The 24294-nt window shown below is 58.7% G+C and carries 23 protein-coding genes; 11 read left to right on the top strand and 12 right to left on the bottom strand.

All coding sequences use genetic code 11. The features are described from left to right. Nucleotides 1–63: 63 nt before the first annotated feature. Both G3N95_RS09905 and G3N95_RS09900 read right to left on the bottom strand, forming a co-directional pair. Nucleotides 64–789 (bottom strand): hypothetical protein, encoded by a 726-nt coding sequence (locus G3N95_RS09905; RefSeq protein ID WP_205969809.1) that lies wholly within the window; start codon nucleotides 787–789, stop codon nucleotides 64–66. Nucleotides 790–1416: 627 nt separating this feature from the next. Then, on the bottom strand, nucleotides 1417–1866 hold the full coding sequence (locus G3N95_RS09900) for a hypothetical protein (protein ID WP_205969808.1): 450 nt from the start codon (nucleotides 1864–1866) through the stop codon (nucleotides 1417–1419). Between the two features lie 645 nt (nucleotides 1867–2511). Here G3N95_RS09900 and G3N95_RS09895 point away from each other — a divergent pair. Further along, nucleotides 2512–3903 (top strand): DUF2252 domain-containing protein, encoded by a 1392-nt coding sequence (locus tag G3N95_RS09895; protein ID WP_241018342.1) that lies wholly within the window; start codon nucleotides 2512–2514, stop codon nucleotides 3901–3903. Nucleotides 3904–4157: 254 nt separating this feature from the next. On the opposite strand, the gene G3N95_RS09890 is transcribed toward G3N95_RS09895, so the two are convergent. The 3 genes from G3N95_RS09890 to G3N95_RS09880 all read right to left on the bottom strand — a co-directional run bounded on the left by G3N95_RS09890 (nucleotide 4158) and on the right by G3N95_RS09880 (nucleotide 6165). Beyond that, nucleotides 4158–4607, bottom strand: a complete 450-nt coding sequence (locus G3N95_RS09890) for a hypothetical protein (RefSeq protein WP_205969807.1) — start codon at nucleotides 4605–4607, stop codon at nucleotides 4158–4160. A 2-nt stretch (nucleotides 4608–4609) separates the two neighbouring features. Continuing rightward, nucleotides 4610–5194 carry a septal ring lytic transglycosylase RlpA family protein gene (locus G3N95_RS09885; protein ID WP_346778369.1) on the bottom strand — a complete coding sequence of 195 codons (585 nt, stop codon included), beginning with the start codon at nucleotides 5192–5194 and terminating at the stop codon, nucleotides 4610–4612. A 206-nt stretch (nucleotides 5195–5400) separates the two neighbouring features. Beyond that, entirely contained in the window at nucleotides 5401–6165 is a 765-nt protein-coding gene (locus G3N95_RS09880) for a peptidoglycan DD-metalloendopeptidase family protein (protein WP_205969806.1), read from the bottom strand. A 612-nt stretch (nucleotides 6166–6777) separates the two neighbouring features. Between G3N95_RS09880 and G3N95_RS09875 the strand changes: the two genes are divergently transcribed. From G3N95_RS09875 to G3N95_RS09855, 5 genes are all read left to right on the top strand, one after another. Then, nucleotides 6778–7335: a hypothetical protein gene (locus G3N95_RS09875; RefSeq protein WP_205969805.1), complete on the top strand. Its 558-nt coding sequence runs from the start codon at nucleotides 6778–6780 to the stop codon at nucleotides 7333–7335. A 15-nt stretch (nucleotides 7336–7350) separates the two neighbouring features. Beyond that, a complete protein-coding gene (locus G3N95_RS09870) occupies nucleotides 7351–7500 on the top strand; it encodes a hypothetical protein (protein ID WP_205969804.1) in 150 nt (49 codons plus the stop codon). Next, on the top strand, nucleotides 7497–7769 hold the full coding sequence (locus G3N95_RS09865; RefSeq protein WP_205969803.1) for a hypothetical protein: 273 nt from the start codon (nucleotides 7497–7499) through the stop codon (nucleotides 7767–7769). Before G3N95_RS09870 ends, G3N95_RS09865 begins: the two co-directional genes overlap by 4 nt. A 90-nt stretch (nucleotides 7770–7859) precedes the next feature. Then, nucleotides 7860–9320, top strand: coding sequence for a D-alanyl-D-alanine carboxypeptidase/D-alanyl-D-alanine-endopeptidase (gene dacB, locus G3N95_RS09860; RefSeq protein WP_241018363.1), 1461 nt, complete (start codon nucleotides 7860–7862; stop codon nucleotides 9318–9320). 3 nt (nucleotides 9321–9323) lie between these two features. Beyond that, complete coding sequence (locus G3N95_RS09855; RefSeq protein WP_205969802.1) at nucleotides 9324–11825, top strand: PBP1A family penicillin-binding protein; 2502 nt, start codon at nucleotides 9324–9326, stop codon at nucleotides 11823–11825. 347 nt (nucleotides 11826–12172) lie between these two features. Here G3N95_RS09855 and G3N95_RS09850 read toward each other — a convergent pair whose 3' ends face one another. From G3N95_RS09850 to G3N95_RS09835, 4 genes are all read right to left on the bottom strand, one after another. Then, nucleotides 12173–12517 carry a fimbrial protein gene (locus G3N95_RS09850; RefSeq protein ID WP_277398003.1) on the bottom strand — a complete coding sequence of 115 codons (345 nt, stop codon included), beginning with the start codon at nucleotides 12515–12517 and terminating at the stop codon, nucleotides 12173–12175. A gap of 117 nt (nucleotides 12518–12634) precedes the next feature. After that, entirely contained in the window at nucleotides 12635–13375 is a 741-nt protein-coding gene (locus G3N95_RS09845) for a fimbria/pilus periplasmic chaperone (protein WP_205969881.1), read from the bottom strand. A 91-nt stretch (nucleotides 13376–13466) separates the two neighbouring features. Continuing rightward, nucleotides 13467–14036, bottom strand: a complete 570-nt coding sequence (locus tag G3N95_RS09840; protein ID WP_205969800.1) for a fimbrial protein — start codon at nucleotides 14034–14036, stop codon at nucleotides 13467–13469. An 890-nt stretch (nucleotides 14037–14926) separates the two neighbouring features. Beyond that, complete coding sequence (locus tag G3N95_RS09835; RefSeq protein WP_205969799.1) at nucleotides 14927–15157, bottom strand: hypothetical protein; 231 nt, start codon at nucleotides 15155–15157, stop codon at nucleotides 14927–14929. Between the two features lie 124 nt (nucleotides 15158–15281). Here G3N95_RS09835 and G3N95_RS09830 point away from each other — a divergent pair, with 124 nt between their 5' ends. Beyond that, nucleotides 15282–15479 carry a hypothetical protein gene (locus tag G3N95_RS09830; protein WP_205969798.1) on the top strand — a complete coding sequence of 66 codons (198 nt, stop codon included), beginning with the start codon at nucleotides 15282–15284 and terminating at the stop codon, nucleotides 15477–15479. A 122-nt stretch (nucleotides 15480–15601) separates the two neighbouring features. Here G3N95_RS09830 and G3N95_RS09825 read toward each other — a convergent pair whose 3' ends face one another. Both G3N95_RS09825 and G3N95_RS09820 read right to left on the bottom strand, forming a co-directional pair. Further along, nucleotides 15602–16270 (bottom strand): LysR substrate-binding domain-containing protein, encoded by a 669-nt coding sequence (locus tag G3N95_RS09825; protein ID WP_205969797.1) that lies wholly within the window; start codon nucleotides 16268–16270, stop codon nucleotides 15602–15604. A 636-nt stretch (nucleotides 16271–16906) separates the two neighbouring features. Further along, nucleotides 16907–18088, bottom strand: coding sequence for a porin (locus tag G3N95_RS09820; protein WP_346778368.1), 1182 nt, complete (start codon nucleotides 18086–18088; stop codon nucleotides 16907–16909). Between the two features lie 516 nt (nucleotides 18089–18604). Between G3N95_RS09820 and G3N95_RS09815 the strand changes: the two genes are divergently transcribed. The 4 genes from G3N95_RS09815 to G3N95_RS09800 all read left to right on the top strand — a co-directional run bounded on the left by G3N95_RS09815 (nucleotide 18605) and on the right by G3N95_RS09800 (nucleotide 23794). Next, on the top strand, nucleotides 18605–19690 hold the full coding sequence (locus G3N95_RS09815; RefSeq protein WP_205969796.1) for a zinc ribbon domain-containing protein: 1086 nt from the start codon (nucleotides 18605–18607) through the stop codon (nucleotides 19688–19690). Nucleotides 19691–20327: 637 nt separating this feature from the next. After that, nucleotides 20328–22292, top strand: a complete 1965-nt coding sequence (locus G3N95_RS09810) for an alkyl sulfatase dimerization domain-containing protein (RefSeq protein ID WP_241018341.1) — start codon at nucleotides 20328–20330, stop codon at nucleotides 22290–22292. Between the two features lie 328 nt (nucleotides 22293–22620). Beyond that, a complete protein-coding gene (locus G3N95_RS09805; protein WP_205969794.1) occupies nucleotides 22621–23058 on the top strand; it encodes a hypothetical protein in 438 nt (145 codons plus the stop codon). A gap of 274 nt (nucleotides 23059–23332) precedes the next feature. Next, nucleotides 23333–23794 (top strand): hypothetical protein, encoded by a 462-nt coding sequence (locus G3N95_RS09800; RefSeq protein WP_205969793.1) that lies wholly within the window; start codon nucleotides 23333–23335, stop codon nucleotides 23792–23794. A 43-nt stretch (nucleotides 23795–23837) separates the two neighbouring features. Here G3N95_RS09800 and G3N95_RS09795 read toward each other — a convergent pair whose 3' ends face one another. Further along, complete coding sequence (locus G3N95_RS09795) at nucleotides 23838–24284, bottom strand: D-Ala-D-Ala carboxypeptidase family metallohydrolase (RefSeq protein WP_205969792.1); 447 nt, start codon at nucleotides 24282–24284, stop codon at nucleotides 23838–23840. Between the last annotated feature and the right edge of the window lie 10 nt (nucleotides 24285–24294).

Genomic DNA, 24294 nt, shown 5'->3' with positions numbered 1-24294 from the left:
ATGCTCCGTTGGGTTGTTCGGTTTGGCTGTCGGTACTGTCGGTTTGTGCGGCGTGATCGCCCTTCATCCTGCGGGGTTCTTTTTTCCTCCTTTTGAAGGATTCGCCCCGGGTGCAGCGGGTGCTGGGTTGGAAGCAGGAGCCGGGGCCTCGGTCGCCGGGTTCGAAGCGGGAGTCGGGGCGTCGGCGATCACGGGATTAGTCGCCGTTGAAGCGGCAACCGACATCTTCGCGGCGTCGGCAAGCACCTTCGTCAGGCTCGCGGCGTATGTGGTTGAATCAATTGCACCGAAGCCATAAGCCATGCAGAGTGAAAAGTTTGATGTCAATATATAAAGTGCAGGCTGGCTACCCGTGTTCAGATTAACTAGCTGAGCCGTCTGGCTTGTTCCACCGCTTATGCCGAGTGCCGCCTGTGCGCCCGCGGCACTCACGGGCACTGTCAAAGACATGCTGCGCCCTGTCGCGATCACGTCGGCGGCTGCGGCCGGCAACGTACAGACGATCGGTGTCTCATGTTCCTTGTCGCTGGGCTTGTACAGTATGTAGGACAGATTGGCTGTTGGTCCGTTATGTAGAACCTTTCCCTCGATCTTGCATGTGTCATCGCGAGTGCCGTCGCTCTTCCGGCAGTCGTATGAACTCTGGTTTGTGATAACTGCAAAGGTGGGCGGATCGCTCGCGGTGGTATTTCCTCCCGTGCCGCATCCGGACAAACCAATAGCGCCAAATACGACGAAAACGCAGACGCGCCTTGCCAAGGGCGGATTGAGCCCGACGGGATTCTTCATGATGCCCTCACTCTCTCTGTATTAAATTTGTACTGACTCGTATTGGTTTTCCAGTCTTCAATGCCAGTCAGATGCATTGAATGCGATTCGCATCGAGGCAATCTGTGCGACACCGCACATAGCGGCTCCACACTGATGGTCGGCTTTTTAGTGGGCAATTCGCGTTATCTCGAACGGGAAGTTTTTTGCGTGGAGACGGCAAGAACTACTACCTAAATTGCACATCTGCATCGGCCTTCTTTAGCTTTGAGGCGGAGCGAAAAGTCGAGCGATACTATCGCTCTGTTTGGGCGTGGCAAGACTTCGGTGATCTATTTGCGCGCCACGAATCTGCGTGTGATTCAGTTGAACCCAGGTAATATCAAGCTCGAAAGTACTGACGCCAATGCGACGATCTAGCGATAGACATCAATCGACTTCATGTCGTCATAGGAATCGAAGCGATCGGTCGGGTTGTCCGTTCAATGAGCAATGCCGGATAGGTTCAGGTGCAAAGATTTCGATCGGCCGACACACAAAGAAAATATGAATGGATTCCTTTGGCGTAAATGAAGGGAGGCTGTCGGCGAATTCGCACATTTTTAATGACGATCGTTGCGGCCTTCGTGACGCTGCGACTGTGCCCGTTCAAGGCATTAGAGCCGTAGCCCTTGTGAGACTGATTGATGTCGTATCACAGTCGGCATCGACAAGGAATATCGCTTGTTTTGCCTTGTCGTTGAATTCCAGTATCTTTCGTGCCCGGCGGTAAGTATCGAAGTCTTCGAAAATGAGCAGGGCAACGGGCTGGCCGTAGCAATCGGCGGGATGGTTGTCCTGAGGAAAGAAGCTGATATCCGTGTTTTTTTCGCTGTAGGGATCGCTTTCCTGAGCGAGGGGAACGCGACGCGCGTTCAATGTCTTGTTGGAGACGATGGCAATGGGCTGGAGGTTCTGCGGCAATACACTGAGGTCGTAGCCTAGAACGATCCTGTCGACGCAGTTACATCTCAGCGCGTACAACCAGTTCTCATGCGATGGCCATCCTTTGAAATCGCTCGCCTTAAAGTCGCGGGCGTAGATCTTCGATCCCGTCACCTTCAGATAGCCTTCGATACGCCAATTGGCCTTGCCAGGCTCCGTCGCCCAGCCATGTGTCCAGTCGCGGGGCGTTCAGGTGCCAGCGGAGGCGGGGGCGGTGGGGCGAGCGCGCGAAGAGGACGTTGTACAGCCACTCATCAGGGAAGCTGAGAGGTTACTCACCGTAACAGTCGCGACGCTTCCACCGATGACTTTGAGAAAGCTGCGGCGACTAAGCGGAAATTCGCAAGCCATGTTGCCCTCCACGTACGGTTGGCCTCAACCTGATGCGTACATGAATCGGACTTCTGACAGAAAACTTCGTCCGTATCAATCAAGACGAAAACGGACGTGCCGCTCTTAAACAGGCGGCGAGCGTATTGCTCAGATATCCGGAAAAGATCAAATCATTCTATGAATCTGGCAATCTGTTTTCAAGCGAGTACGAGTCCATCAAGCGATGAACGGTTCATCGCGACAGTTGATGACCCTGCCTGCATTAATATGGAAGTCGTGCCTGCCTGAATGCTGTTTGGGCGTCGAATACGGTTCCCGGCTTTCGTATTCGTCAGGGATGTAACGAAATCGAAGGGCGTGCCATATGAAAGAACTGAATCCTGTCGCATGCGTCAAACTATCGAAGAAAACACGAGTTCTCGAACAATGACTACACACAACGATGTCTCGGGTTTGTTTGCCGGCCGCGGACCGCTTGCATCCCGGATCAATCTCGGCAAGGAAGCGCGCAGAAAGGTTTCGCGAGCGAAGCTTGCGGTCTGCAAGATAGAAAAGCGAGACCCGATCGAACTGCTCGACGCATCCAACGTGGGGCGGGTGCCGGAGTTGATCCCGATCAGGTATGGCCGCATGCTTGCGAATCCGTTTGCGTTTTATCGCGGTGCCGCTCCGCTGATGGCATTTGATTTGTCCAGGCTGCCGCGCAGCGATGTCATCGTGCAACTCGGCGGTGACGCGCACCTGGCCAACTTCGGGCTTTTCGCGAGCCCTGAGCGACGGATTCTTTTCGGACCCAACGACTTCGATGAGACACTACCAGGACCATTCGACTGGGATGTGCGCAGGCTGGCCGCGTCCTTCGTGATCGCCGCGCGCGAACGTGGGTTTGCACTGAGCAATCAGCGTGGCATTGTCCGTCGACTGTGCGAGACATTCCGGGCGCGCATCGTGGAGTTCAGCAGGATGGACACGCTCGACATCTGGTACTACCAGTTCAAGGCCGCGACGATGCTGACCATTGCGGATTCCACCGAGGAAAAACGAAAGGAGCTGGCAGTCATCGACAAGGCGCGGTTGCAGTCGTCGCGTTCGGTAATGAGCCATTCGACCGAACTGGTCAACGGCAAGGTGCGCATCAGGGAATTGCCACCGCTGGTCTATCACATCCCGCTCAAGAACAGGCGCGAACACAAGCAGTACGACGACATGATCCGGAGGTTCTTCGCCGATTACCGGCTGACGTTGCCCGACGACAGGCGCGCGCTCTTCGACCGTTATGAACTCGTCGATGTCGCGATTCGCGTCGTCGGCATCGGTTCGGTCGGTACCCGCTGCTATGAGGCGCTCTTCATGGCAGACGGGGAATGCCCGCTATTCCTGCAACTCAAGGAGGCGAGGGCGTCGGTGCTGGAGGGCTACCTCCCGGCCAGTCAATATCCGAATCATGGTCAGCGGGTGGTAAATGGCCAGCGTCTTCTGCAATCGGCCAGTGACATCTTCCTGGGATGGTCCAAGATGCATCACACAGGCAATGACTTCTATGTCAGGCAGTTGCGCGATATGAAAGGGGCATTCGACTTCACCACCTTCGACGTCGCGGACCTTGCCGAATATGCGGTGTCGTGTGGCACAGCGTTAGCGCAATCGATGGCGAAAGCGGGCGACCCGGCGCTGATCAGCGGATACGTGGGCAAGTCGTCGGCATTCGACGCAGCCATCGAGCGATTCGCGCTCGCGTACGCGGAGCAGAACGAGGCGGACTGGTCATCGCTGAAAGCGGCCGTCAAGGCCGGGCGGGTTCAGGCGACGCGTGAGTGAGCAGCTACGAGTGCGCATTCATTTCCGAAGTGACCGTCGGACTTGCTTGGCCTCGTCCCTGGCGGCGGCAACGCGATATGGCAGGCCGCCGTTGGTCTGATAAGTGAAGCGAAGCGACCAAGCCGGTCGCAATTTCCAAAATCAGGATAACAGCTGACATCGCTCCCAGAAAACTGAGCGGACGATAACCCGATCAATTTCGGTCGCAGCTCTGAGGCGGACGGTCGTATAACCTGGCCAGCGCTCAGGTGCAGTCAATGATCTTTTTGCCCCAATGAAATCGGAGACTCGGCGTTGCTCGAAGTGAAGCGTTGCAATTGTTCCCACGCTCTCTCGAAAACGTAACGAGGGGTGCGGGATAGCTGACGGTCATGCATTTCCAGTATCCGGGTGATGAGCTGCCACTCATCGTCCGCAAGGGACCATCCCTCGCCGTTCTCCGACCGGGCAACACTGCGGGCAAGCGCGTGCTCCGCCTGAGGGAAGACATCTTCAGTTGGCTGCGCCAACTCGGCGTGTATGAAATACGCAAGGTAGATCGTCCGCAACAGGCAACTCATCTGATAGAAATCGCCTTGCCCTGCGCGTAACGTCGCAAGGGCAAGGTGGTTTTCCAGCGACAACGCTCGCACACGTGCCGCAGCAAGTGGCAGAAGCATTTCCTTCGTCAGAAACGATCTGCCGTTCTTCGACGGTTTGGTCATGGCTAGCTGTCGTCACCCTGTACGTCGACAATGTCGCTTGTCGCGGAACGCAACCGACTGATCGCGACGAGGCCGGTGCCTGCTCTCTGAATTCCGAGCGCCGATGCCGCTGCATACGACAGGTCGATGATCCGACGACGGCTAAAGGGTCCGCGATCGTTGATGCGCACGATTATGGATCTTCCAGTGCGAACCAGAGTGACACGCACGTACGATCCCAGCGGCAACGTCTTGTGCGCTGCTGTCATGGCGTTCATGTTGAAGCGCTCACCGCTTGCAGTGCGATGCCCATTGAATGTCGTCCCATACCATGATGCAACTCCCAGTTGCGGGAATCCCAATGATGCTGACGGTTTGATCTGCTGCGATTCCGGAGGGTTCGCATCATCCATGACTGAACGATCGTTCGTCACCTCCACCTCGGATTGTTGCGATTTGCCAGATCCTTGGGTCACGGGAAGCCGCACGCAGCCCGACAAGGTGGTGGCTAATGACATGAGGATGACGAAATAAATGCCACGAATATTTTTGTTAGCCAATGAACGTATAGATACTGCGAAAGGTGGTGCGCCTGCATCGTCTGACACATCGAGGCCATGACACTACAGCGCAGGGAGGATAGGACGAAACGGCACAGGAGAGTCGCCTCATCGGTGGCATCAACGGCACGGTGGATACGACCGTGCTGGAAGTCTGCACCCCTGCGATCGAAATAGCCTTGGAATGGTCAATTTCGATCTGTTAAGCAATGAGGCATTAACCCCACATCGGCTTGCGTTCCGGAGAGCCGATCTCACATCGATGGATGACACGGGGGGAGATAGGTCGCCGGGTCGACAGGCACTCGATCCTTTCGCACCTCAAAGATAAGTGCCGGCTTTCCAACTACCTCATCGCCTATCTCGGCGATCACCTGGCCTTGGGTGACGAGGGCGCCTTCTTTGACAAGGACACGGCTGTTATTTCCATATGCCGTCAGGGTATGACTATCGTGCCTGATCACGATCAACTGGCCATACGCCTTGACCTGGTTTCCGGCGTACAGAACGCGCCCGCCCCGGGCGGCCCTTACCGGATCGCCGGAATGGCCAGAAATGACGATGCCTTTGGCACCGTTAGTGCCATAGGCGGTTGTAACGGCTCCAACCACTGGCCACAAAAACTCGGGAGTTTCTGTCCGACCGGCCACGTGCGAGCCTTGGCAATCGGGAACGGGGCGTACGTTTTCTGAATCCGCAACGGGTGCGACACGAAGTAGTTCGCCAGGAACAAGTGTGGAATCGACGGAGATGCCATTCCACTGCGCGATCAGGGAGGGCGCGCGCGAAAAACCCGATGCTACAGACGACACGGTGTCGCCAACGTTGGCACGGTAATAGCCCGCAGGGGCAGGCGGTATCGCCGCACTACCGGATGTGTTTGTCACCGCAACAGACTGTGGGCCATGGAATGCGCCGCAGCCACCCAGAAGCACCGCGCTGACCACGACCGCTGCGGCCAGACATTCACGTCGCGTAAGGCGCAAGGTCGGCTTTCGGATCGAATCTTTCTGGTTCATCTTCAGGTTCCTTCAGGAATGGTTGGCTGCTCTACGTCGTTCTCCGCGGGGCGTGCAGTGTACTTCCGAGTGCCGTGTCCGTGTTCAACAAGAATGAGTGCCGTCTTCGCGATCGCAGTGTTCAGCGCGGTGCACCTTGCTGCCGGCGTGCGCACGGCGATGTCCACCCCAATAACTCTGATCAAGATTAGGATGGCGAACCACAACTGTCGACGTGTCACCGATAGCATTCGAAGCATCTCGGCTGGAGATACCCGTCGCGATGGTTTGGGCGCCGCAGTGAATAGCGACACTCGCGCAAGCCAGCGCGAAGGGAATAACGCGAAGTCTCATGGTTCAGGTTCTGGTGTCCAGTGACCGGTTCGATGATCGGGTCATAAACGGAAAGCGTATGGCATCCGTTGACGTGAAGATCTCGATTCGATCTGGTTTTTTCGATTCCTTGCGAATTTTTCGAAGAAGGATGACGGAACAACTCTGGTGTATTTAGGCGCACGAAGGTAAGACTTTGTGAAATGAACGATCCCCGGTCAACCCCAGATATCCGGTCGGCGTTTGTGTCGCGAGCCGACGATTGAGGCGGCGAATCTGTTTAGTTCAAGAGATCGTGTAATGAAGAAGAAACTCATCCTCGCTGCGATTGCAGCGCTGTTCTCGATTGGTGCTTACGCACAGGTCGATCAGGCTGTTCAGGTGACCAACGCTGTGAAGGATCAGGTCGCGCAGGCGGCTACGGCGCAGGTTGTGCAGGCAGTGAAGGACCAGGTGGCGCAAGCCGCCGCGATTCAGGTTGCACAGGCAGTCAAGCAGCAGGTGGCGCAAGCGGCTGTTGCCCAGGTCACGCAGGAAGTGAAGGACCAGGTTGTGCATAACGCGCGTGACGAGGGCGTCACGACGGGTTCGGCGGATGACACCGTCGTCGCGCCGGCTCGCGACCACAAGAACAAGAAGCATCACAAGCATGGCAAACATCACAAGCACGGCAAGCGTCACAGCCACAAGCACATAAAGCATGGCAAGCACAAAAAGCATGGCAAGCACACCAGGCATCACACGCACGGGGTGAAGCACGCTTCGCACGCCAGCGCCGCTCACAAAGCAGAACGTGCGGCAACGGCCGGTACGCCGAAGGCAGCGAGCGCTAGCGCGGCGTCAGCGGCCAAACCGTAATCCGGCAAGTAACGAATGACGGCTTTCTCTCGTGAAGCGGTCGATATGTTCGCACTGCATGACTGGCGCGGTGATTTCCATCGCAAGGTGTTCAGTATGGATGCGGGATTGAGAGTGAGCCGTCAGTCGTACCGTCAGAATTCGCTATACGAGAACGACGCATGAACCTCAAGGTATTGATGCTGCCGCTGGCCGTCGCCGGCGGGGTGCCGCTTGGTGGCTGCTACTACCCAGGTCCGTACGCATATTCGCCCGCAGCGGTGCCGCTGGCACCGACGGCACATGCGGAAGGTGACGTGCCTGTGCAGTCGCAGCCTGTTGTTGTGTCGGCGGTCCAGCCGGCTCCCGTCTACGTTGCACCCGTTTGGCCTGTCTGGGTGCAATCGGTCTCCATCGGATTCGATCTGTGGGGCGGCCATCACTGGCATCGCTAACGCGTGAGGAATCCAGTCCGTCACTTCTCTCCCGGGTTGCCCGGCAAGCCAGTTGCCATTCTGCTAGCGTGTGCCATGTCATTTGGGGCGATGGCCGTCGAAATCCCCGTCGACGCCGGCAAGGCGGTCGATTCAGCCCCGATCACGCTGCCGCAGCCGGTGACGTCCGGACTCGCGCAGGCACGTGTACCACTTTCGGCAATGAGCGTGGTGATCGCGAAAGCAGGCAGTAGCACGCCACTCATCGCGCTCAACGCCGACCGTCCGATGATGCCCGCGTCCACAATGAAGCTCGTGACGACGTGGGCCGGTCTGTCGATACTGGGCCGCGACTATCGCTGGCGAACCAGCGCCTGGGCCGAGGGCAATGTCGATGCAAGCGGCGTGCTTCACGGAAATCTGTATATCCAGGGTAGAGGTGACCCGAAGCTGGTTCCGGAGGAACTGCTCGATCTGGTACGGAAGATTCACCGCGCAGGCATCACCGGCGTCGACGGTGCACTGGTACTCGATAAACACTATTTCGCTCCGACTACACGCGAGCTGCCGCTCCTTGATGGCGACGCCGGATCACTCTATGCGGTAGGTCCCGATCCGCTGCTCTATTCATTCAAGTCGCTGTCGTTCAGATTGACACCGTCGACTGACGGCGCCGTCAAGGTTGAAGTGAGTCCACCGCTCGCGCATCTGCTGATCGATAACGAGCTGCGCATGACGACAGGGCCGTGTCGCACACCCTCGCAAGGCTATGGGCCGACCGTCGAGCGCGGCGATGCCGGGATCGTTCACGCGATATTCCGTGGTGCTTATTCGCGACGCTGTGGCGAACAGGTCGTCAATGAAGCAGTCCTCGATCACACGACGTTCTTTGGCGAGGGATTCCTTGCGCTCTGGCAACAGACGGGCGGCACGTTTACGGATAGCCCGGATGCCAGTTACATCCGTGAAGGCACGGTGCCGGCGGGGGCACGTCTCGTGGCAACGCATGACAGTCCGCCGCTGCGAGATATCGTTCGCGACATCAACAAGCTGAGCAACAACGTGATGGCGCGCAACCTGTTTTTGACGATCGGCGCAGTGTCGGGCCGGCCTCCCGCGACAGCGCAGAAATCGACGCGAACCATTGTTGGATTCCTGCGAAAAAAGGGCTTGGCCTTTCCGGAACTCGTGCTGGAAAACGGTTCGGGACGATCACGCAACGAACGCATCAGCGCGATGTCGCTTTCGACTCTGCTGCAGGCGGCATGGTCGAGCCCGGTCGCGCAGATTTTTATTGACTCGCTGCCAGTCGCGGGCGTCGACGGTACGATGCGCCGCCGCCTGGTCGGTATGACTGCGCGTGGACATGCGCATATGAAGACGGGAACGTTGCGCGACGTTCGAGCGATTGCCGGCTACGTCACTGCCGCAGATGGCTCAAATTATGTGGTGGTCAGCGTGATCAACGATGTTCGCGCATCCGCGGCACAGGCGGCGCACGACGCGCTGATCGAATGGGTTTACGAGGGGTTGCCGTCCGGGCTATCAGGTGCGGCCACCGCGAACAGGTAGGACATGAAAAAGCGCGACTACAACGAGCATCACATCAACCGGCGACCACTACCGCCAGGCTCTTTCCGAAGGGACGGCGAAGATTCGCCTGATCGCCGGTTGTGCAGCAGTGCGATCTGCTCGCCCGTCGATCAACGCCACGTTAGCAAGGTTGTACGCTGGCTCGCGGGCGTTGGCGCATTATCGGCGCTTGCCGGTATGCAGGCCGCGGCCTGGGCTGCCGTTGAGACGTCAGCGCCGACACCGTCGATCGACGCGCTTACTGACTATCGTCCCAAGGTGCCGCTACGCGTGTACACCGCCGATCACGTTCTGATTGGTGAGTTCGGCGCGGAACGGCGCGAGCTGGTTCAGCTTAAGGACATTCCTGACATACAGAAGAAGGCCGTGCTCGCCATCGAGGACGCGCGATTTTACGAGCATGGTGGTATCGACTTTGTGGGCATACTGCGGGCGGGCATTGCCGATCTGGCGCACAAGGGGTCGCCTCAGGGCGCAAGCACACTGACGATGCAGTTGGCGCGCAACCTGTTCCTGTCGAACGAAAGAACCTTGTCCCGCAAACTCAGGGAAATGCAGCTCGCGTACAGGATCGAGCACACCCTCACGAAAGACCAGATTCTCGAGCTGTACATGAACCAGATCTTTCTGGGCGAGCGCGCGTATGGTTTCGCGGCGGCTGCGCGCGTGTACTTCGGCAAGGATCTGAAGAACATTACCCTGGCAGAAGCAGCGATGCTCGCGGGTCTGCCAAAAGCGCCCTCTGCGTACAATCCCGTCGTCAATCCAAAGCGCGCGAAGATCCGTCAGGAATACATCCTGAAACGGATGCTCGATCTGAACTACATCACGCAGACCCAGTACAACGAAGCCATCAGGCAGGAAATTCATACCAGGACGGCGGGTAACGAATACAGCGTCCACGCCGAATACGCTGCGGAGATGGTGCGTCAGATGATGTACGCGCAGTACAAGGACGAGACTTATACGCGTGGCCTGAACGTTGTCACGACGATCAGATCTGCCGATCAGGACGCTGCGTATCACGCGGTGCGCAAAGGTGTGATGGATTATGAGCACCGTCACGGCTATCGTGGGCCGGAAGGTTTTATGCAGTTGCCGCCGGCCGGCGATGAGCGCGATGACGCGATTGACGACGCGTTGAACGATCATCCTGACAACGGGGAAATCGTGGCGGCCGTCGTGACGTCGGCAACGTCGAAGGAAGTGAAGGCGCAGTTGCTCGATGGCACGCAGGTGAGCATGTCGGGCGACAGCCTGGGCTTCGCGTCGGTTTCGATATCGCCGCGCGCGGCGAAGGCGCAGCGCATCCGTGCGGGTTCGATCATACGGCTGATCGCCGATGCGAATGGCAACTGGGAGATCACGCAACTGCCGCAGGTGGAAAGCGCGCTCGTATCGATGACGCCACAGGATGGCGCGATTCGCGCGCTCGTCGGCGGCTTCGACTTCAACAAGAACAACTTCAACCACATCACGCAGGCGTGGCGTCAGCCGGGATCGACTTTCAAACCATTCATCTATTCGGCGGCGCTCGACAAGGGACTCGGACCGGCGACGATCATCAACGACGCGCCGCTGCATTTCGCGGCGGGTGCGTCGCACGGGCAAGCGTGGGACCCGAAGGACGATGACCAGCCAGATGGTCCGATGCCGATGCGAGTCGCGCTTCAGAAGTCGAAAAACCTCGTGTCGATCCGCATTCTGTCGTATATCGGCACCCAGTACGCACAGGACTTCGTCACACAGCGCTTCGGCTTTGACGTGAACAGAACGCCGCCTTACCTGCCGATGGCGCTAGGCGCGGGACAGGCGACGCCGCTGCAACTCGCCGGGGCGTACTCGGTGTTCGCCAACGGCGGCTACCGGATCAGTCCATATCTCGTCGCCGAAGTAACCGATTCACGCGGCCAGAAGCTTTCTCACGTGCAGCCGCTGTCGGCGGGCAAGGGAGCCCCGCAGACGATCTCCCCGCAAAACGCGTACATCATGAACAGCCTGCTGCACTCCGTCGCCACGGCGGGCACGGGCGCGGGCACGAACGTACTGCATCGTGACGATCTGCAAGGCAAGACGGGGACGACCAATGACGCCAAGGACGGCTGGTTCGCGGGCTATCAGCAGTCGCTCGTAGCCGTCGCGTGGATGGGCTACGACCAGCCGAAATCACTTGGTAGCCGCGAGTTCGGCGCGCAGCTTGCGCTGCCGATCTGGGTCGAGTATATGCAGCGTGCGCTGCGTAACGTGCCGCAAGCCGAACCGGCGCTGCCGAATGGAGCAGCGAAGGCGCGAGGTGAGCTGTTCTATTCGGACTATCTGCCCGGTCACGGTTTCGTTGCGAGTATCGACGTGTCAGCGTCGCGTCGTGTGCATCATAAAGAGGCGTCGTCGGATGATGCGGAACCGGATAACCCGGGAACGCCGGATGTCACTCCATCGGAGAAGCGGCAGATCCTCGACATCTTCAAATCGGACGCGTTGTGAAATGCATGGCGCTTGCCCGTGCCGGCCGGCAGACGGGCAGAACGAGAAAACCCACGTGTCCTGGTTGGCTCGGACTTGAGCACGGAATCCTCGGATCGTCGGTACTCCATGTACGACGCGACGAGCGTCGAGATCGTCGTGTGTGACGAAGTGTTCAAGCAGCGCGGCGTCGTACCCGTCGAGGAGCGATGACGGGTACTCTATGCCAACGCAGCGGTGTCCGGACTGCGGGGCCGGCTCACCAACGTTGTGTCCATCCCCCTCCGCGACTTCCGGGCCGAACGGCAGCACCTCACCAATCGTCCGCAGCATGCGAACACGACAGCGCTGCGTGTTCATTCGCTCGGTCACTGATAGCTCATCGTAAACACCGCCGTCGCGCGGACAGTACCCGCAACTACAGCCGGTGCACCCACGCGGTAATACTGGACATAAAAGGGAAACGACATGTTGCCCGTCGTGCTTGCCGTAAGAAGCAGAGGAGAGTCGAGCACGAGCGGCGATTGTGTCGAATCGAGCAATTGCACGCGGATGCCTTGCGCGGTACCGACGTTCGCGAGCACCGAGGGGACACCGGATGCACCCGAGGTCGAACTGAACGTCACAGACACACCGACACCTGTCTGGCAGGTCAAGCCCAGAGCAAACGGTGTTCGTGCGGCAACCGCTCCAGCAGCTGGATGAGACGCCAGAGCCTTACGTGCAAAGGCTCAGCGCGCGCCTGGAGTGGCACACGCCGGCCTTTTCGAGATTGATTGGAAGAGGAAAACGGACGGCCGGAATGTCCGGCCGTGTGAAGAAGTGTGAGGTTACTGCGCGATTGTCGCATCGCCTTCGATTGCGCCGCCGTAGTCGTTGATCGCGACGTAGTGCACTTTGCCGGCATGCACACCGTTCATCTGCGGCACTGCGATGATTTCCTGGCCGCGCGGCGCAACCATGCCGCCCTTGTCGTTCTTGTACGTCGCACTGTTGGACGTCACCGTAATCTCGCTGAACGACACGTGATACGCCGTCGGGTTCGACACGGCGAGCGCCTGCCCTTTGCCCTGCGGCGCCGGCACGACCTTCCAGTCGAGCAGGCGGGGCGCCTCGTCCGGCGTGCCGGGCAGCTTCGGCGGGCGCACGAACACCTTGATGCGCGTCCGATAGGCGAACTGCAGCGTGTTGGTGTCGGCCTTCGCATCGGCTTTGGGCGGCACGTCCAGCACGTTGAGCCAGTAGACCGCCTCGCGATCCTGCGGCAGTGCCTCGCCCGTGTACATGACGCGCAGCGTCTGCGACTTGCTCGCGTCCATGCGGAAAATCGGCGGCGTGATGACGAAAGGTGCTTTGCTGTCGCCCGGCTTCGCATCGGCGTTGCCGTCGTCCATCCAGACCTGGACCAGCGACGGCGTACGGCTGTCGTTATTCAGCTTGACGGTCACCTCGCGCTGATCCAGCGGGTACACGACCCGCGTGCCGCCAATCGTCACACTCGCCTGCGCCGCGCCGGCAAACAGCGCACACGCCAGACCCAGACCCGCCAGCACTCGACTCATCGCTTTCATCGCTTCACCCGCTTCACTTTTAGTCACGCATTTTCCGACGCCAAACCCGATCATGAAGGCGCTTGCCGATACAAGCGCCGTCGGATGCCACTTACTGGTACTGCATCGTGTACTGCACCGACGTTGTGACACTGCCCGGCTGCGCCTTGCCCGTCGCGTAGTACTGCGCGAAGTAGTTCAATGTCGCTGCGCCGCCCGAGATCGTCGCGCCGTTGTTGACGACGTCGTTGTTCGCGTTGGTCAGGATGCTGACCGGCTGCATCTGTGCGTTCAGCAGGCGGACTTCGACGTTCTGAGCAGGCGATGCGACGGACTGGTTGACGAGATAGCCGCTGCTCTGGTCGACGGTAGGACCGTTTTCGAAGCGTGCGACGGCCTTCGTTGCCGTGCCCGAGCAGCCGCTCAGCGCCAGCTGGATATTGCCGAGGTTCGACGTGCCGGCAACCGCGCCGGCCGACGCCAGCGATCCGGCCGGAACCGTGGGCAGCGTCGTCGTCACGTTGGCGGGCGAACCGGCTGCCACGCCGTTGATCGAGCAGGTCGTATCCGAGACTGCGCCGTTGATCGTGATCGTGCCGTCGGCGGCATGCGCCTGCATCGACTGAAGACCGACGATGCCCATTGCAACGATGATGACGGCGGGGATGATACGTTCTTGCATTTTGAATGCTCCTAAGAGATTGAACGAATGAAGCCTGTTTCGAAACCCGGCGGTGCTCTCATGGATGCGTCGCACCGCTTACGCCGACTCGCTGTTGCCCAATCCCACTCTTCGTGTGGCCGCGCTGACGATCAGCATGTAAAGAATCTTAAAAATATCTCGGGTAAGAATCCCTAAGACGACTCCGAAATTATGAGATGACGACACGGAAGTTCGGGTCGTGCGAAGTCAAGTGCAGTAAGCGATTGAAGTGATTCGTATCCAATTTGGAGATACGCACCAGGCTTACCAGGCAGATCCGACGCATCGCGCTTGTCGCTCAATAGAAAGCGCTCTGTTACTGAGACTTGATGCACGCGATCGCAATGTGCAGACGGGAGGGAGGTGTAAACGAGCGAGTTCGCTCCATCTCCCCGAGAACTTTATCTAAGGAAAAGGCCGCGACTCGCATGGATGGACGGGCATCCGTGCCGGCCTCTGGCAGCGCCATCACTGCTGGATGGTGAGCGTTCTGTGACGGGCAGACGAGCCCTATGGTTATAGCGACACCATTGCCGAAAACTGCAATATAAGAACCGGGCGGTACTGGTTGCCATCACCGACGGTGCCGCGGCCGATCGTGGCGTAGCAGAATCAGCCTATCGGCTTGCCAGCGAGTTCGGGATCGACGTGACCACGGCGTGTGTGGGCGACAGGGTTGCGATGACCCGCGCGATCCTGTCGAAGACCGGCTTTGCGAAGGACTTCGTCCTGGTCAACTCGCCTCAGGGCCTGGCGCGTGACGTTATCGGCGCGATGCGCGCTTCCTTCTGAATCGCGCGTGAGCGCTTGCCCCGGCTAACTTCGGTTCCTGGGGCGATTTTTCGTCTACGCGGCCTGCACTTCGCGCATTAGCGGGTGGCACACAGCGCGAAATACACGCCGAGGAGCGGCAGGAAAAGCAGCGTGCCGCTGACGAGACTCTTGATCTGTGCCGTGCGCTCATCATCGCGCGCGATGGCTTTTGCTGCTGCGACGCGCTCGTCTGCGGCGAAAGTCTCTTCGGTGGGTGCGAACGAGTACAGCGTCTGTACGCTGTTGAGCAGTTGCGAATGATCGATCAGCGACGAAAGCGGGCTCATGGCAGTTCTCCGGTGAGTTGAATTTCAAGATAAGAACCAGTGTAGGCGGCATGTTCTGTCGCTGGCATAGGACAAATCCGATTCGCGTCAGCTCGCTACCGGCGGCTCCGCAGACGATTGCGGCGTGACGGAATCGGCCTTCCGCTGCGCGAGAGAGACCGGGATCGATGTGGCCACCGTGTTCGTGGAAAGCGATGTCCCTGGGGTTGCGATGACCCGCGAGATCCCGTTGAACACCGGCTTTGCGAAGGACTTCGCCGTGGTCAACTCGCATGACGGCCTGGCGCAAGGCGTCATCGAAGCGATGCGCCCTTCCTCCTGAAACCCGTGTGATCTGTTGCCCCTGGCGAACTTCGGTTCCGGGGGGCACGCTTTGTGTCTGCGCGAGATTGCCAGCGATGGGAGCGCTCGCGTGTGAGTTGGTAATCGAGCCAGCCGCGGCGATCAGATCAGCAAGTCTGCCAACCGCTGTCGCAGCCATATCTGGGCCGGATCCGCATGTGCGCGGGCGTGCCAGCCCATCATGACAGTAAAGCTGGCGATTTCGCACGGCGGCGCAAGCACATTGAGCTGCTGTGTCCAGGCGCGGGCGAGACGGGCGGGCACGGTGGCAACGAGATCGCTCCCGGCAATGACGGCAGGCACCAGCAGGAAGCTGTTGAGGGATACCGTCACGCGCCGGTTGCGGTTCAGCGCGGCCAGGCTTTCGTCGACTATTCCGTGGAACCCGCCGCCGCTGGGCGAGACGAGCACATGCTCAAGTGCGCAGAAGCGATCGAGATCGAGGGGCCGGGCTGCAAGCGGATGCTCGCGCCGCATGACGCACAGGAAGTGTTCCTCATAAAGTGTCCTCGCGCGCAGGTTGGGTGGCATGGACGACCGGGCGCCGAGCCAGAGGTCGATTTCTCCGGTGGCCATCTGCTCCTGAGTTCGCACGCTGTCATACGGTAGCAGTGCGATCCGGCATCGAGGGGCGTAGTGCCCGAGCCGGGTGGCAAGCAATGCGCTGGCCGCGTGATGGATCGCGTCGCTGGCCACAATCCTGAATGTCTGTTCGGCGCTCCGAACAGTTGCTTGACGACGGAGCAGGCGGGGAGCGGAGCGGTCACGCATGACAAACCACTCGTGCAGTATGAGATGCGAGATCAGGCGATATACGATCAGCGCAGCCGCCTGAGTTGGTTATTTCGTGACGTGATGTGACCAGGCCGTACTATTCGGCTGTCCCCGTTGAACAGTAGTGCGCGAGATGTTCTTCGGAAAGTGCAAAGCCTTTCAGTTTCGCGAGTTCCCAGGGGCGTTCGCAACGCTGCGTGTATTCACACCACGAATAGCCGGCAGAACTGGTACAGCCATGTGAATCACGATCGGATCCCGTAACGGTGGTCGACGTTTCAGGCGTTGAGGACACACACGCGCCAAGCAGGCAAATCATCGAGGCTGCGATGAGACGAATAACAAAGATGGACTGACGCATAGGCGGATCACTTACCATACGAGCGAGCAGTGTGCTATCACTGCTCAGGCGGTTGTCGGGCGCGACCTTGCCAGCCGCAGGCCGGATACAGAGGGCAATCAATAGTCCCGCCAGAAGCAAACATGCTCAGGGATGTTGCCAATGGGCCGTCGACGGACCTGGTAGAGAGAGCATTCTTCGACGCCCGCCTAAAAAAATCAGACGAGGCATCGAAGAATCGGCACCGGATTCACGGCGCTCAAGCAGCGCTAGCTGCGTCCGGCCAGGCTCGTTCAGAACTTATGACGGATGCCCACACGCGCGACGACCTGGGAGGTCGATGTCGATGCACCGCCCGCGCCCACGATAGCCACACCGCCGCGCGCGCTTTCCGAGCCAATGTTATAGACTGCCTGCGCGTAGACGTCGGTACGCTTCGACAGGAAATAGTCGGACATCAGGCCGATCATGTTGAAGTGGTAACCGGTATTGCCATCGAGTCCCGATCCAGTGAAACCGCCGTTGACGCGTGTGTAGTCGTACATCGCGCCCAGCGAAAGGGCCGACGACGCAAAATACTGCGCGTTCGCTTCGACGTTGAGGAACCGGGTTGTATGCATCGTTCCCGCCCAACTGTTCAGCAGCGTCTCGCTTGCCATGACGCCCACCGTCGCGGGACCGAAGGCGTAGTTTGCGCCCATACCGCCCGTGCGCTGCTTGGAAGCTGCAAACGTTGTGTCCGATCCGGTGCAGGCGTTCACGCCCGCACTGTTCAGTAGCGTGCCCGGCAACGCGCCGCCGCAGGTCGAGCCGGGGTTCTTCAGGTCAAGGTAAGCAGCTGCAACTGTAAGGGGGCCATTGGAGTAACGGGCCCCGAGACTCCATGCGCGATTTTGCGCAAACTGCGGGGAGTTGCTGAAACCGTAAAGCCCCCCGAACTGGAAGCCCGAGTAGTTCGCGCTCGTGTACTTGACCGCATTGTTGACGCGGAAGGAGTTGTTGGTGTTGTCGTTGTCGAACGGATGCGCGAAGAACGTGCCGCCCCAGCTGCCATTGGCCGTTAGCGGACCGAGATAGTCGACGACGGAATCATACTGGCGACCCAGTGTGACCGTACCCGCATTCGCTGACGCCAGGCCGACGTATGCCTGTCGACCGAACAGAAGGCCACCTTGACCGAGCGCACCATTACTGGCGTTGAAGCCGCCCTCGATCTGGAAGATGGTCTTAAGACCGCCGCCCAGATCTTCTGTGCCTTTCATGCCCCAGCGGCTACCTTGGAGAACGCCACTCTGGATAGCCCACAGGCTGCCGTGCGTCGGGTTGCCCTTTGCATCGAACCCCGTCCTGACGTTATTCGTATAGCTCAGGCCTTCATCAATAAGTCCGTACAGCGTAACCGTACTCTGTGCGTGGGCTGCGCCGGCAAAGGCCCCCAGTGCGGCAATTGTAAGCAACGACTTCTTCATGGACATTTATTTGGTCTCCAAAACAATAAACGGTGTCTTTTTCGCGAGACTGAAAAACCAGTCAGGACGCAACATATCAAAAGCAGGAGGGCAGTTCATCCGCGGTGTTGCGATTTGGAGCGGATGTTTGAGTTTCGGAGTTGTCTGATATGCGTCCCGAGAGTCGCCCAGATATTCGATTCGCCGGTGTAATGCAAAACTCCGGCTCGTGATGGCTTGTTCCATGTGACATCACGACCTTCTTTGGTCTACCAAGGTTCTCCCGCGGCAATGACGCGTTGCCGCGGGATTTTTTTTGTTCGATGCGGAGATCGGACGGGACTCGACCAGGTGAATCGATTGTCGATGGAGGCTGTCAGAAGACCCATGCTCTTGATGGGGGGCTGGCTGGAACCACGCTGAAAGCGGCCACCGACGTCGCGCTTTTGCCGGGGGCGGGCGAAGCTGGAGCCGCTGCGGTTATGATCGCGCCAGCGGGGCAACTCATCCGCTCCACAAAATGACGATGAAAAAGAGGTTGCCATGAAGATCAGTCAGGCCTATTCGCGACCAGCACGTCTTCTGAAGGTTGCTTCCTGGGTTATCGCGATCGCTTTCGCGATCTTTTTAAACATGCTCGGCGCACTCGTGATCCGCGATCTTATGTATGCGCCGCATGGCGGACCGCCGAATGCCGAGCAATTCAGCGATGCTGTGACTTCACCGCTGGACGTCCAGATGCATGATCTGCAGCTTCAGCGGGATGCGTTGAACGACAAGATCGAAAACACACGCATCGCTCAGGAACGGGCAGTCAAGCTCTACACGGAAGCACGCGAGAGTTTCCGGAACTGGATCGCGACCAGGCAGGCCACCGGGGATGGCCGCAATGATCCGGAGTTGCTTGCGCGAACACGTCAACTCGACGCGCTCCAGGCTAGCGTCGCCGGCTGGCAAAAGCAACAGAATGCGCTTCTCGATGACGCTCGCCCGATTGACGCCCGGATGAACCAGTTGCGAGTCCAGATCGCGACCGCAAGGCAGGCGGCCGATGAACGTTACCAGGCGGCGAGCCGCCGTTATGAACTCGTTGTGTTCGGGTGGCGCCTCGCCTTGACGCTCCCACTTCTCGTCGTTGCAGTATGGCTGTTCATCCGCTTCCGCAGAAATCGATACTGGCCGTTCGTCTACGGGTTTGGCCTCTTCGCGCTCACGGCGTTCTTTGTCGAACTCGTGCCGTACCTCCCCAATTTTGGGGGCTATGTACGAGTGATAGTGGGTATTGCACTCACCGCGTTCGCGGGAATTTACATGCTCCGTGCTTTCCAGAAGTACGTTGAGCGCAAGCGCGCCGAGCTCGAACAGAGTCAGACCGATCGTGCCCGTAGCGTCGATTACGAGAAGGCGCTCAGCGCCTATCAAAAGAAGCTGTGCCCTTCGTGCGATAAACCGTGGCATCTCGGCGGCGATCAGGTCTCGTACTGCATCCACTGCGGGCTGAACCTGTTCAAGGTTTGCGGTTGCGGCGGCCGTAACTTTGCGTTCTTCCCATTCTGCAACCAGTGTGGCAAGCCGGTATCGGATGATTCGGCGGTAAAGGCGGAACAGCAAGGGACGCAGAGCCGGTGACCCTCGTGGCGCCGGATGTTCAATGCGCCGCCGGACGACGCCACTACGCGAATGAGCGCGTGCCTCCCTATGCGTCGCGCACCGGCTTCTAGTGACTGACCACGGCTGCCGAAAATCGTCGGCGTTAAACGCGCTGGCATCTTTTGCGGGTCAATCGTTGAGGCGGACTTTCTGTTCGCTCGTCGCTACCACCATCGAACAGTCAGGGCTTGTCAACCTGGCGCCGTGGTTCGAAGCGCTCATCAGTGCGTCGCAAGCAAACCTGCGCGTTCTTCAGTTGCGGTTTCCCGCGATGTTTCACCACGAGCGGCTTGCGACGCAAACATACGCCCCTCGATTGGCCGCAGAAATTCTTTGACCACGCGTCCGCGTCAGGCCCTTCGTTATACGACCGGACAGCTTTCCAGAAGAATGGAAAGGGCTATCCAGGCGAAGGGGTGGGGCGATCACCAACTAAAAGCGTTGTATTGAGGTCGGTCGCCTCAAATAAACGATCCCCAACGCACGGATCATCTTTTCGGCTGCAATCCAGATACAGGCCTCCGGCCCGGAGTGATATTTTAACTGGCCCCTACATCGGCAATGGCATCAGAAGAAGTTCGGCTCTCGTTCTGACGGAGGAAGGATGAAACTATGCATGTCGATTCTGCTGTCTTGCATCTCGGCGCTGGCCTTTGCCCAGGCGCCTCGCGATCCCATCAGCGCCGTCGGTCCCAATGACGCAACGCCTCAGACAAGGCAACTCAACGAACGGCTAAGGAGCTACCTCAACTTTGCGGACACGCGCGACTTCGATGACGCGCGGCGCGGCTTCATGGCTGAGTTGCCGCAACCGGTTATCGAAGGTCCGTCTGGCCAGCCGGTCGTCGATTTGAGGCGTTATGACTTCTTGCGCAAGGGTGACGCGGCACCGCCGACTGTCAATCCAAGCCTGTGGCGGCAGGAGCAGATTCTTTCGATCAGCGGCCTTTTCAAGGTCGTCGATGGCATCTATCAGGTTCGAAACATCGATCTGGCGAACGTGACGTTCATTCGCGGGGCAACCGGATGGATCGTTGTCGACACCGGAAGTTCTGCTGAAACAGCGAAGGCCGCGCTCGATCTGATCAACGAGAAGGTGGAACGTCGTCCCGTCACGGGCGTGATCATCACACATAGCCATGTCGATCATTTCAGCGGCCTGAGAGGGGTCGTCGACGCACACGATGTCGCGTCCGGCAAGGTGCCGCTGGTTGCGCCTGAGGGCTTCATGGAAGAAGCCGTCAGCGAGAATATCTTTGCTGGAAACGCGATGAGCCGGCGAGCGACCTATATGTACGGCGGCCTTCTGCCGGACGATGCGCGTGGATCGGTAGGGAGTGGTCTTGGTCTTCCGAACGTCCACGGTACATTGACTCTGCTTCAGCCGAACAAACTGATCAAGGACACGGGAGAGAAGATCACCATCGATGGTATCGAGGTCGTCTTCCAGATGGCGCCGGGCACCGAGGCGCCGGCCGAGATGCTCTTTTACTTCCCCCAGTTCAAGGCGCTCGACGTGGCCGAGGACGCGAATCATACGCTGCACAACATTCTGACCTTGCGCGGCGCAAAAGTGAGAAGTGCGCAGAAGTGGGCGCAGGCACTTGATCAAACCATCAGTATGTTCGGCAAGGAAGCCGTCGTTTCGTTCGGAAGTCACCAATGGCCGCAGTGGGGGAACGAGCGTGTTGTCGAACATCTCACCAAGCAGCGAGACCTTTACAAGTACATCAACGATCAGACGCTGCGCATGGCGAACGAAGGCCTGACGATGCACGAGATCGCCGAGCAGTTTGTGCTTCCCGATTCCCTCGCCAAAGAGTTTTACAGCCGCGGCTACTATGGGAATCTAAAGCACGACGTGCGCGCGACGTATCAACTCTATCTGGGGTGGTGGGATGCCAATCCCGCCAACCTCGACCCACTGCCGCCCGTCGATGACGCGAAGAGGTTCGTAGCGCTTGTCGGACCTGAGAAGATCATGTCGAACGCACGCGAGGCGTACGCGAAAGGTGATTACCGGTGGGTGGCGTCGATCACGAACAAGCTGGTCTTCGCGGATCCCGGCAACCGTGCTGCCCGGCTGCTCGAGGCCGACGCTCTTGAACAGTTGGGCTATCAGTCCGAGTCGGGCCCGGTGCGCAACGTGTATCTCAGCGGCGCGCAAGAGCTGCGAGGTGGTGTCAAGCGACTGTCGGCGACCAACACCGCGGCACCGGACATTATTCGATCGATGACGACAGAGATGTTCCTCGACTTTCTTGCTATCCATCTGAATGGTCCAAAAGCAGCCGACAAGAACTACGCTTTCAATCTGATCCTTCCGGACGTGAACGAACGCTACGGGCTTACCGTGCGCAATGGCGTCATGAATTACACGAAGAATCAGCTCATTGAACACCCCGACGCCAACATCACGTTTGACCGGACGACGTTGAATGATGTGGCCATGGGGAAAATGAAGCTTGCCGATCTGTCCAGCAGCGACAAGGTGCAATTCGATGGTGACCGGACCCGATTCCGCGAGATGTTAGGCATGTTCGACAAGTTCGACTTGTGGTTCTCGATATCAGAGCCCTGATCGAAGCTTGCCTTTCTCACGCCAGTGGCACATTGCGTGGTGGGGTCGACGAAGACCATCGATGTCCGTAGCCGTGCGACGTGCGAACATCGAGAGGTCGATTGCGGTCATCGAAGAGCGACGCGCATGCGCCACCCTTGCAAACCCAACATCTCTCGTCTATCAATACAGTTACCGATTCCTGTATTTGATTCGGAAAAAGATACCTTAATGTTGCGCGTTTATCGATGACTACTTCGTTATCAAAATCAAGTTGTTGACTCACGTTTTCAGATGCGATTCGTTATACATTCGCAGCATAACGTACTGGTACTTAGTCGAGGGTTAGATGTCCACATCAAAGCGTAGGCAGTCAAACGCAACAGCCACCGACAGCGACGCATTTGCGGTTGCGCGCGGAGACCATTCCAGTGGTGAAGAGATCGACGTCGTGGCCGGTGAACACACAAGAAGACGCGTCAATTCACGTGACGTGCTGGCCGTCATGACGCAAGGCATCCGGTACAGCACGCAGGAGATCGCTGACAAGCTCGGTCAGTCTGTGCAGGCACTCAATCCGGTGCTGACGCAGCTGGCGAACGATGGGCGGATCTGGCAGATGCCAGGGGTCAGAAGTAGCGTCTTCTGGATTCCGACGAAGAAGGAGGCTAAGGAACTGGCCGAAAGGCGGAACAACCGCATCACCTGGAACAAAGGCACGCTGCAGGGCTATGACGAACAGCATCGAACCTTCCAGGCCCTGTGCATGCTTTCGCGCCGGTCCTGATTGAACTTCCGGGACGTATCTGTGTGAAGTCACGGTTGCTGTGTGCGCAAGCACTCTGCGCGGGAACTCACCATCTCCTCGGCCCGTGCAGTTCTGCCTCGTTGGCGCCGGTCACAGCCAACGAGGCGTTCTTTTTGCGGTGCGCTCAAAGCGGGTGCAGGCTGGATTCTTCCTGGCAGTATGAGGCAACGCAGACGTCAGGCAGAGCGAGGCCCTCACCCAACCTGGAAAAGGCGTCAACTATTTGAATTCCGCTTGCAGACGGGAGTCCGGCATGGAGATCGACGAGGCGCTCGCCCAGGTTCAGCATCTGGCTAGTGGATACCGCCTGCTGATCGGTCGCCACTACAGGCGGCCAAACCGTGGGGACGCCGCGGCCGACGAGAACAGCGATGCGCGCCAGCCATCGGAGATGGACTGGCAAGCTGGAGATATTCGCGATATCCGCAAGCTGCGTGGTCTGGAATACACGAGCGAGATTGGCGAACCGCTGATGGCACTCTACGAGAAGCACCAGACCGGCGCGCCACACGCGATCGTCTTCGCGTGGAGCGAAGTGGCGGTCACCTTCATCGTGCTGGGCGCCGAGTCCGTTGAACAGGTTGCCGAGACGCTTCGCGCCGGCGCACAGGAACTCGTTTCGCAAAGCGTGAAGGGATACCTTGCGAATCACTTTTCGCGTTGGAAGCGACCGCCCGCGAAAGTGCTGCCGTTTCGCAAACCGGACGTCGAGTAACGAGTCGCAGGCATCGGTTCAAACTACGCATCGCCGGTGCGGGCTACGCGAACCCGGTCGTATATGTCGTAGGCCCACCGCCGAAATGTGCCGTCAGCAGTTGCCGGCGACTGGGTGCGCCCGTCTTCGGTAAGCCGAGATGAACCCAGGTATGTTCGAAGATCAGTTGATCGAACACGAGCGTGGATGTCTGGATGAACCGGCAAATATCGAGTGGGGTGCCGTATTGCGGTGAGATGAAATCCACTGCGAGGCCGTAGATGTGCGCGCTGTCAGTGGCGCCTTTAACGGCCTTGTTCAACTCGGGTGAACGATAGGCTGACGAAACGATAACCGGCTTTCCGAGCAGCGCGCGCACATTTTCCAGTACCTGTGCAGTCGCCTTGAGATTGACGATGATGTCGGGACCCGGAACGTTTGAGATGTTTTCGCGCGACGCGGTCTGACTCGCCACAAACTCTTCCAACGTGAAATGTGGGCTTAGATCCATGATAGCTGCC

It is taken from the genome of Paraburkholderia sp. Tr-20389 (assembly GCF_017104565.1).
In the GTDB taxonomy this organism is placed as follows: Bacteria; Pseudomonadota; Gammaproteobacteria; order Burkholderiales; family Burkholderiaceae; genus Paraburkholderia.
The sequence above is the reverse complement of the archived record's forward strand: the minus strand, read 5'-3'. Positions and strand labels throughout refer to the sequence as shown.

Bases quoted from the DNA above. Each gene is read 5' to 3' on its own strand.
- G3N95_RS09805 (WP_205969794.1), top strand. From the start codon at position 22,621: ATGTCCACATCAAAGCGTAGGCAGTCAAACGCAACAGCCACCGACAGC.
- G3N95_RS09880 (WP_205969806.1), bottom strand. From the start codon at position 6,165: ATGAACCAGAAAGATTCGATCCGAAAGCCGACCTTGCGCCTTACGCGA.
- G3N95_RS09820 (WP_346778368.1), bottom strand. From the start codon at position 18,088: ATGTCCATGAAGAAGTCGTTGCTTACAATTGCCGCACTGGGGGCCTTT.
- dacB (WP_241018363.1), top strand. From the start codon at position 7,860: ATGGCCGTCGAAATCCCCGTCGACGCCGGCAAGGCGGTCGATTCAGCC.
- G3N95_RS09870 (WP_205969804.1), top strand. From the start codon at position 7,351: ATGACGGCTTTCTCTCGTGAAGCGGTCGATATGTTCGCACTGCATGAC.
- G3N95_RS09800 (WP_205969793.1), top strand. From the start codon at position 23,333: ATGGAGATCGACGAGGCGCTCGCCCAGGTTCAGCATCTGGCTAGTGGA.
- G3N95_RS09905 (WP_205969809.1), bottom strand. From the start codon at position 789: ATGAAGAATCCCGTCGGGCTCAATCCGCCCTTGGCAAGGCGCGTCTGC.
- G3N95_RS09840 (WP_205969800.1), bottom strand. From the start codon at position 14,036: ATGCAAGAACGTATCATCCCCGCCGTCATCATCGTTGCAATGGGCATC.
- G3N95_RS09845 (WP_205969881.1), bottom strand. From the start codon at position 13,375: ATGAAAGCGATGAGTCGAGTGCTGGCGGGTCTGGGTCTGGCGTGTGCG.
- G3N95_RS09895 (WP_241018342.1), top strand. From the start codon at position 2,512: ATGACTACACACAACGATGTCTCGGGTTTGTTTGCCGGCCGCGGACCG.
- G3N95_RS09855 (WP_205969802.1), top strand. From the start codon at position 9,324: ATGAAAAAGCGCGACTACAACGAGCATCACATCAACCGGCGACCACTA.
- G3N95_RS09835 (WP_205969799.1), bottom strand. From the start codon at position 15,157: ATGAGCCCGCTTTCGTCGCTGATCGATCATTCGCAACTGCTCAACAGC.
- G3N95_RS09825 (WP_205969797.1), bottom strand. From the start codon at position 16,270: ATGCGTGACCGCTCCGCTCCCCGCCTGCTCCGTCGTCAAGCAACTGTT.
- G3N95_RS09815 (WP_205969796.1), top strand. From the start codon at position 18,605: ATGAAGATCAGTCAGGCCTATTCGCGACCAGCACGTCTTCTGAAGGTT.
- G3N95_RS09890 (WP_205969807.1), bottom strand. From the start codon at position 4,607: ATGACCAAACCGTCGAAGAACGGCAGATCGTTTCTGACGAAGGAAATG.
- G3N95_RS09810 (WP_241018341.1), top strand. From the start codon at position 20,328: ATGTCGATTCTGCTGTCTTGCATCTCGGCGCTGGCCTTTGCCCAGGCG.
- G3N95_RS09865 (WP_205969803.1), top strand. From the start codon at position 7,497: ATGAACCTCAAGGTATTGATGCTGCCGCTGGCCGTCGCCGGCGGGGTG.
- G3N95_RS09795 (WP_205969792.1), bottom strand. From the start codon at position 24,284: ATGGATCTAAGCCCACATTTCACGTTGGAAGAGTTTGTGGCGAGTCAG.
- G3N95_RS09875 (WP_205969805.1), top strand. From the start codon at position 6,778: ATGAAGAAGAAACTCATCCTCGCTGCGATTGCAGCGCTGTTCTCGATT.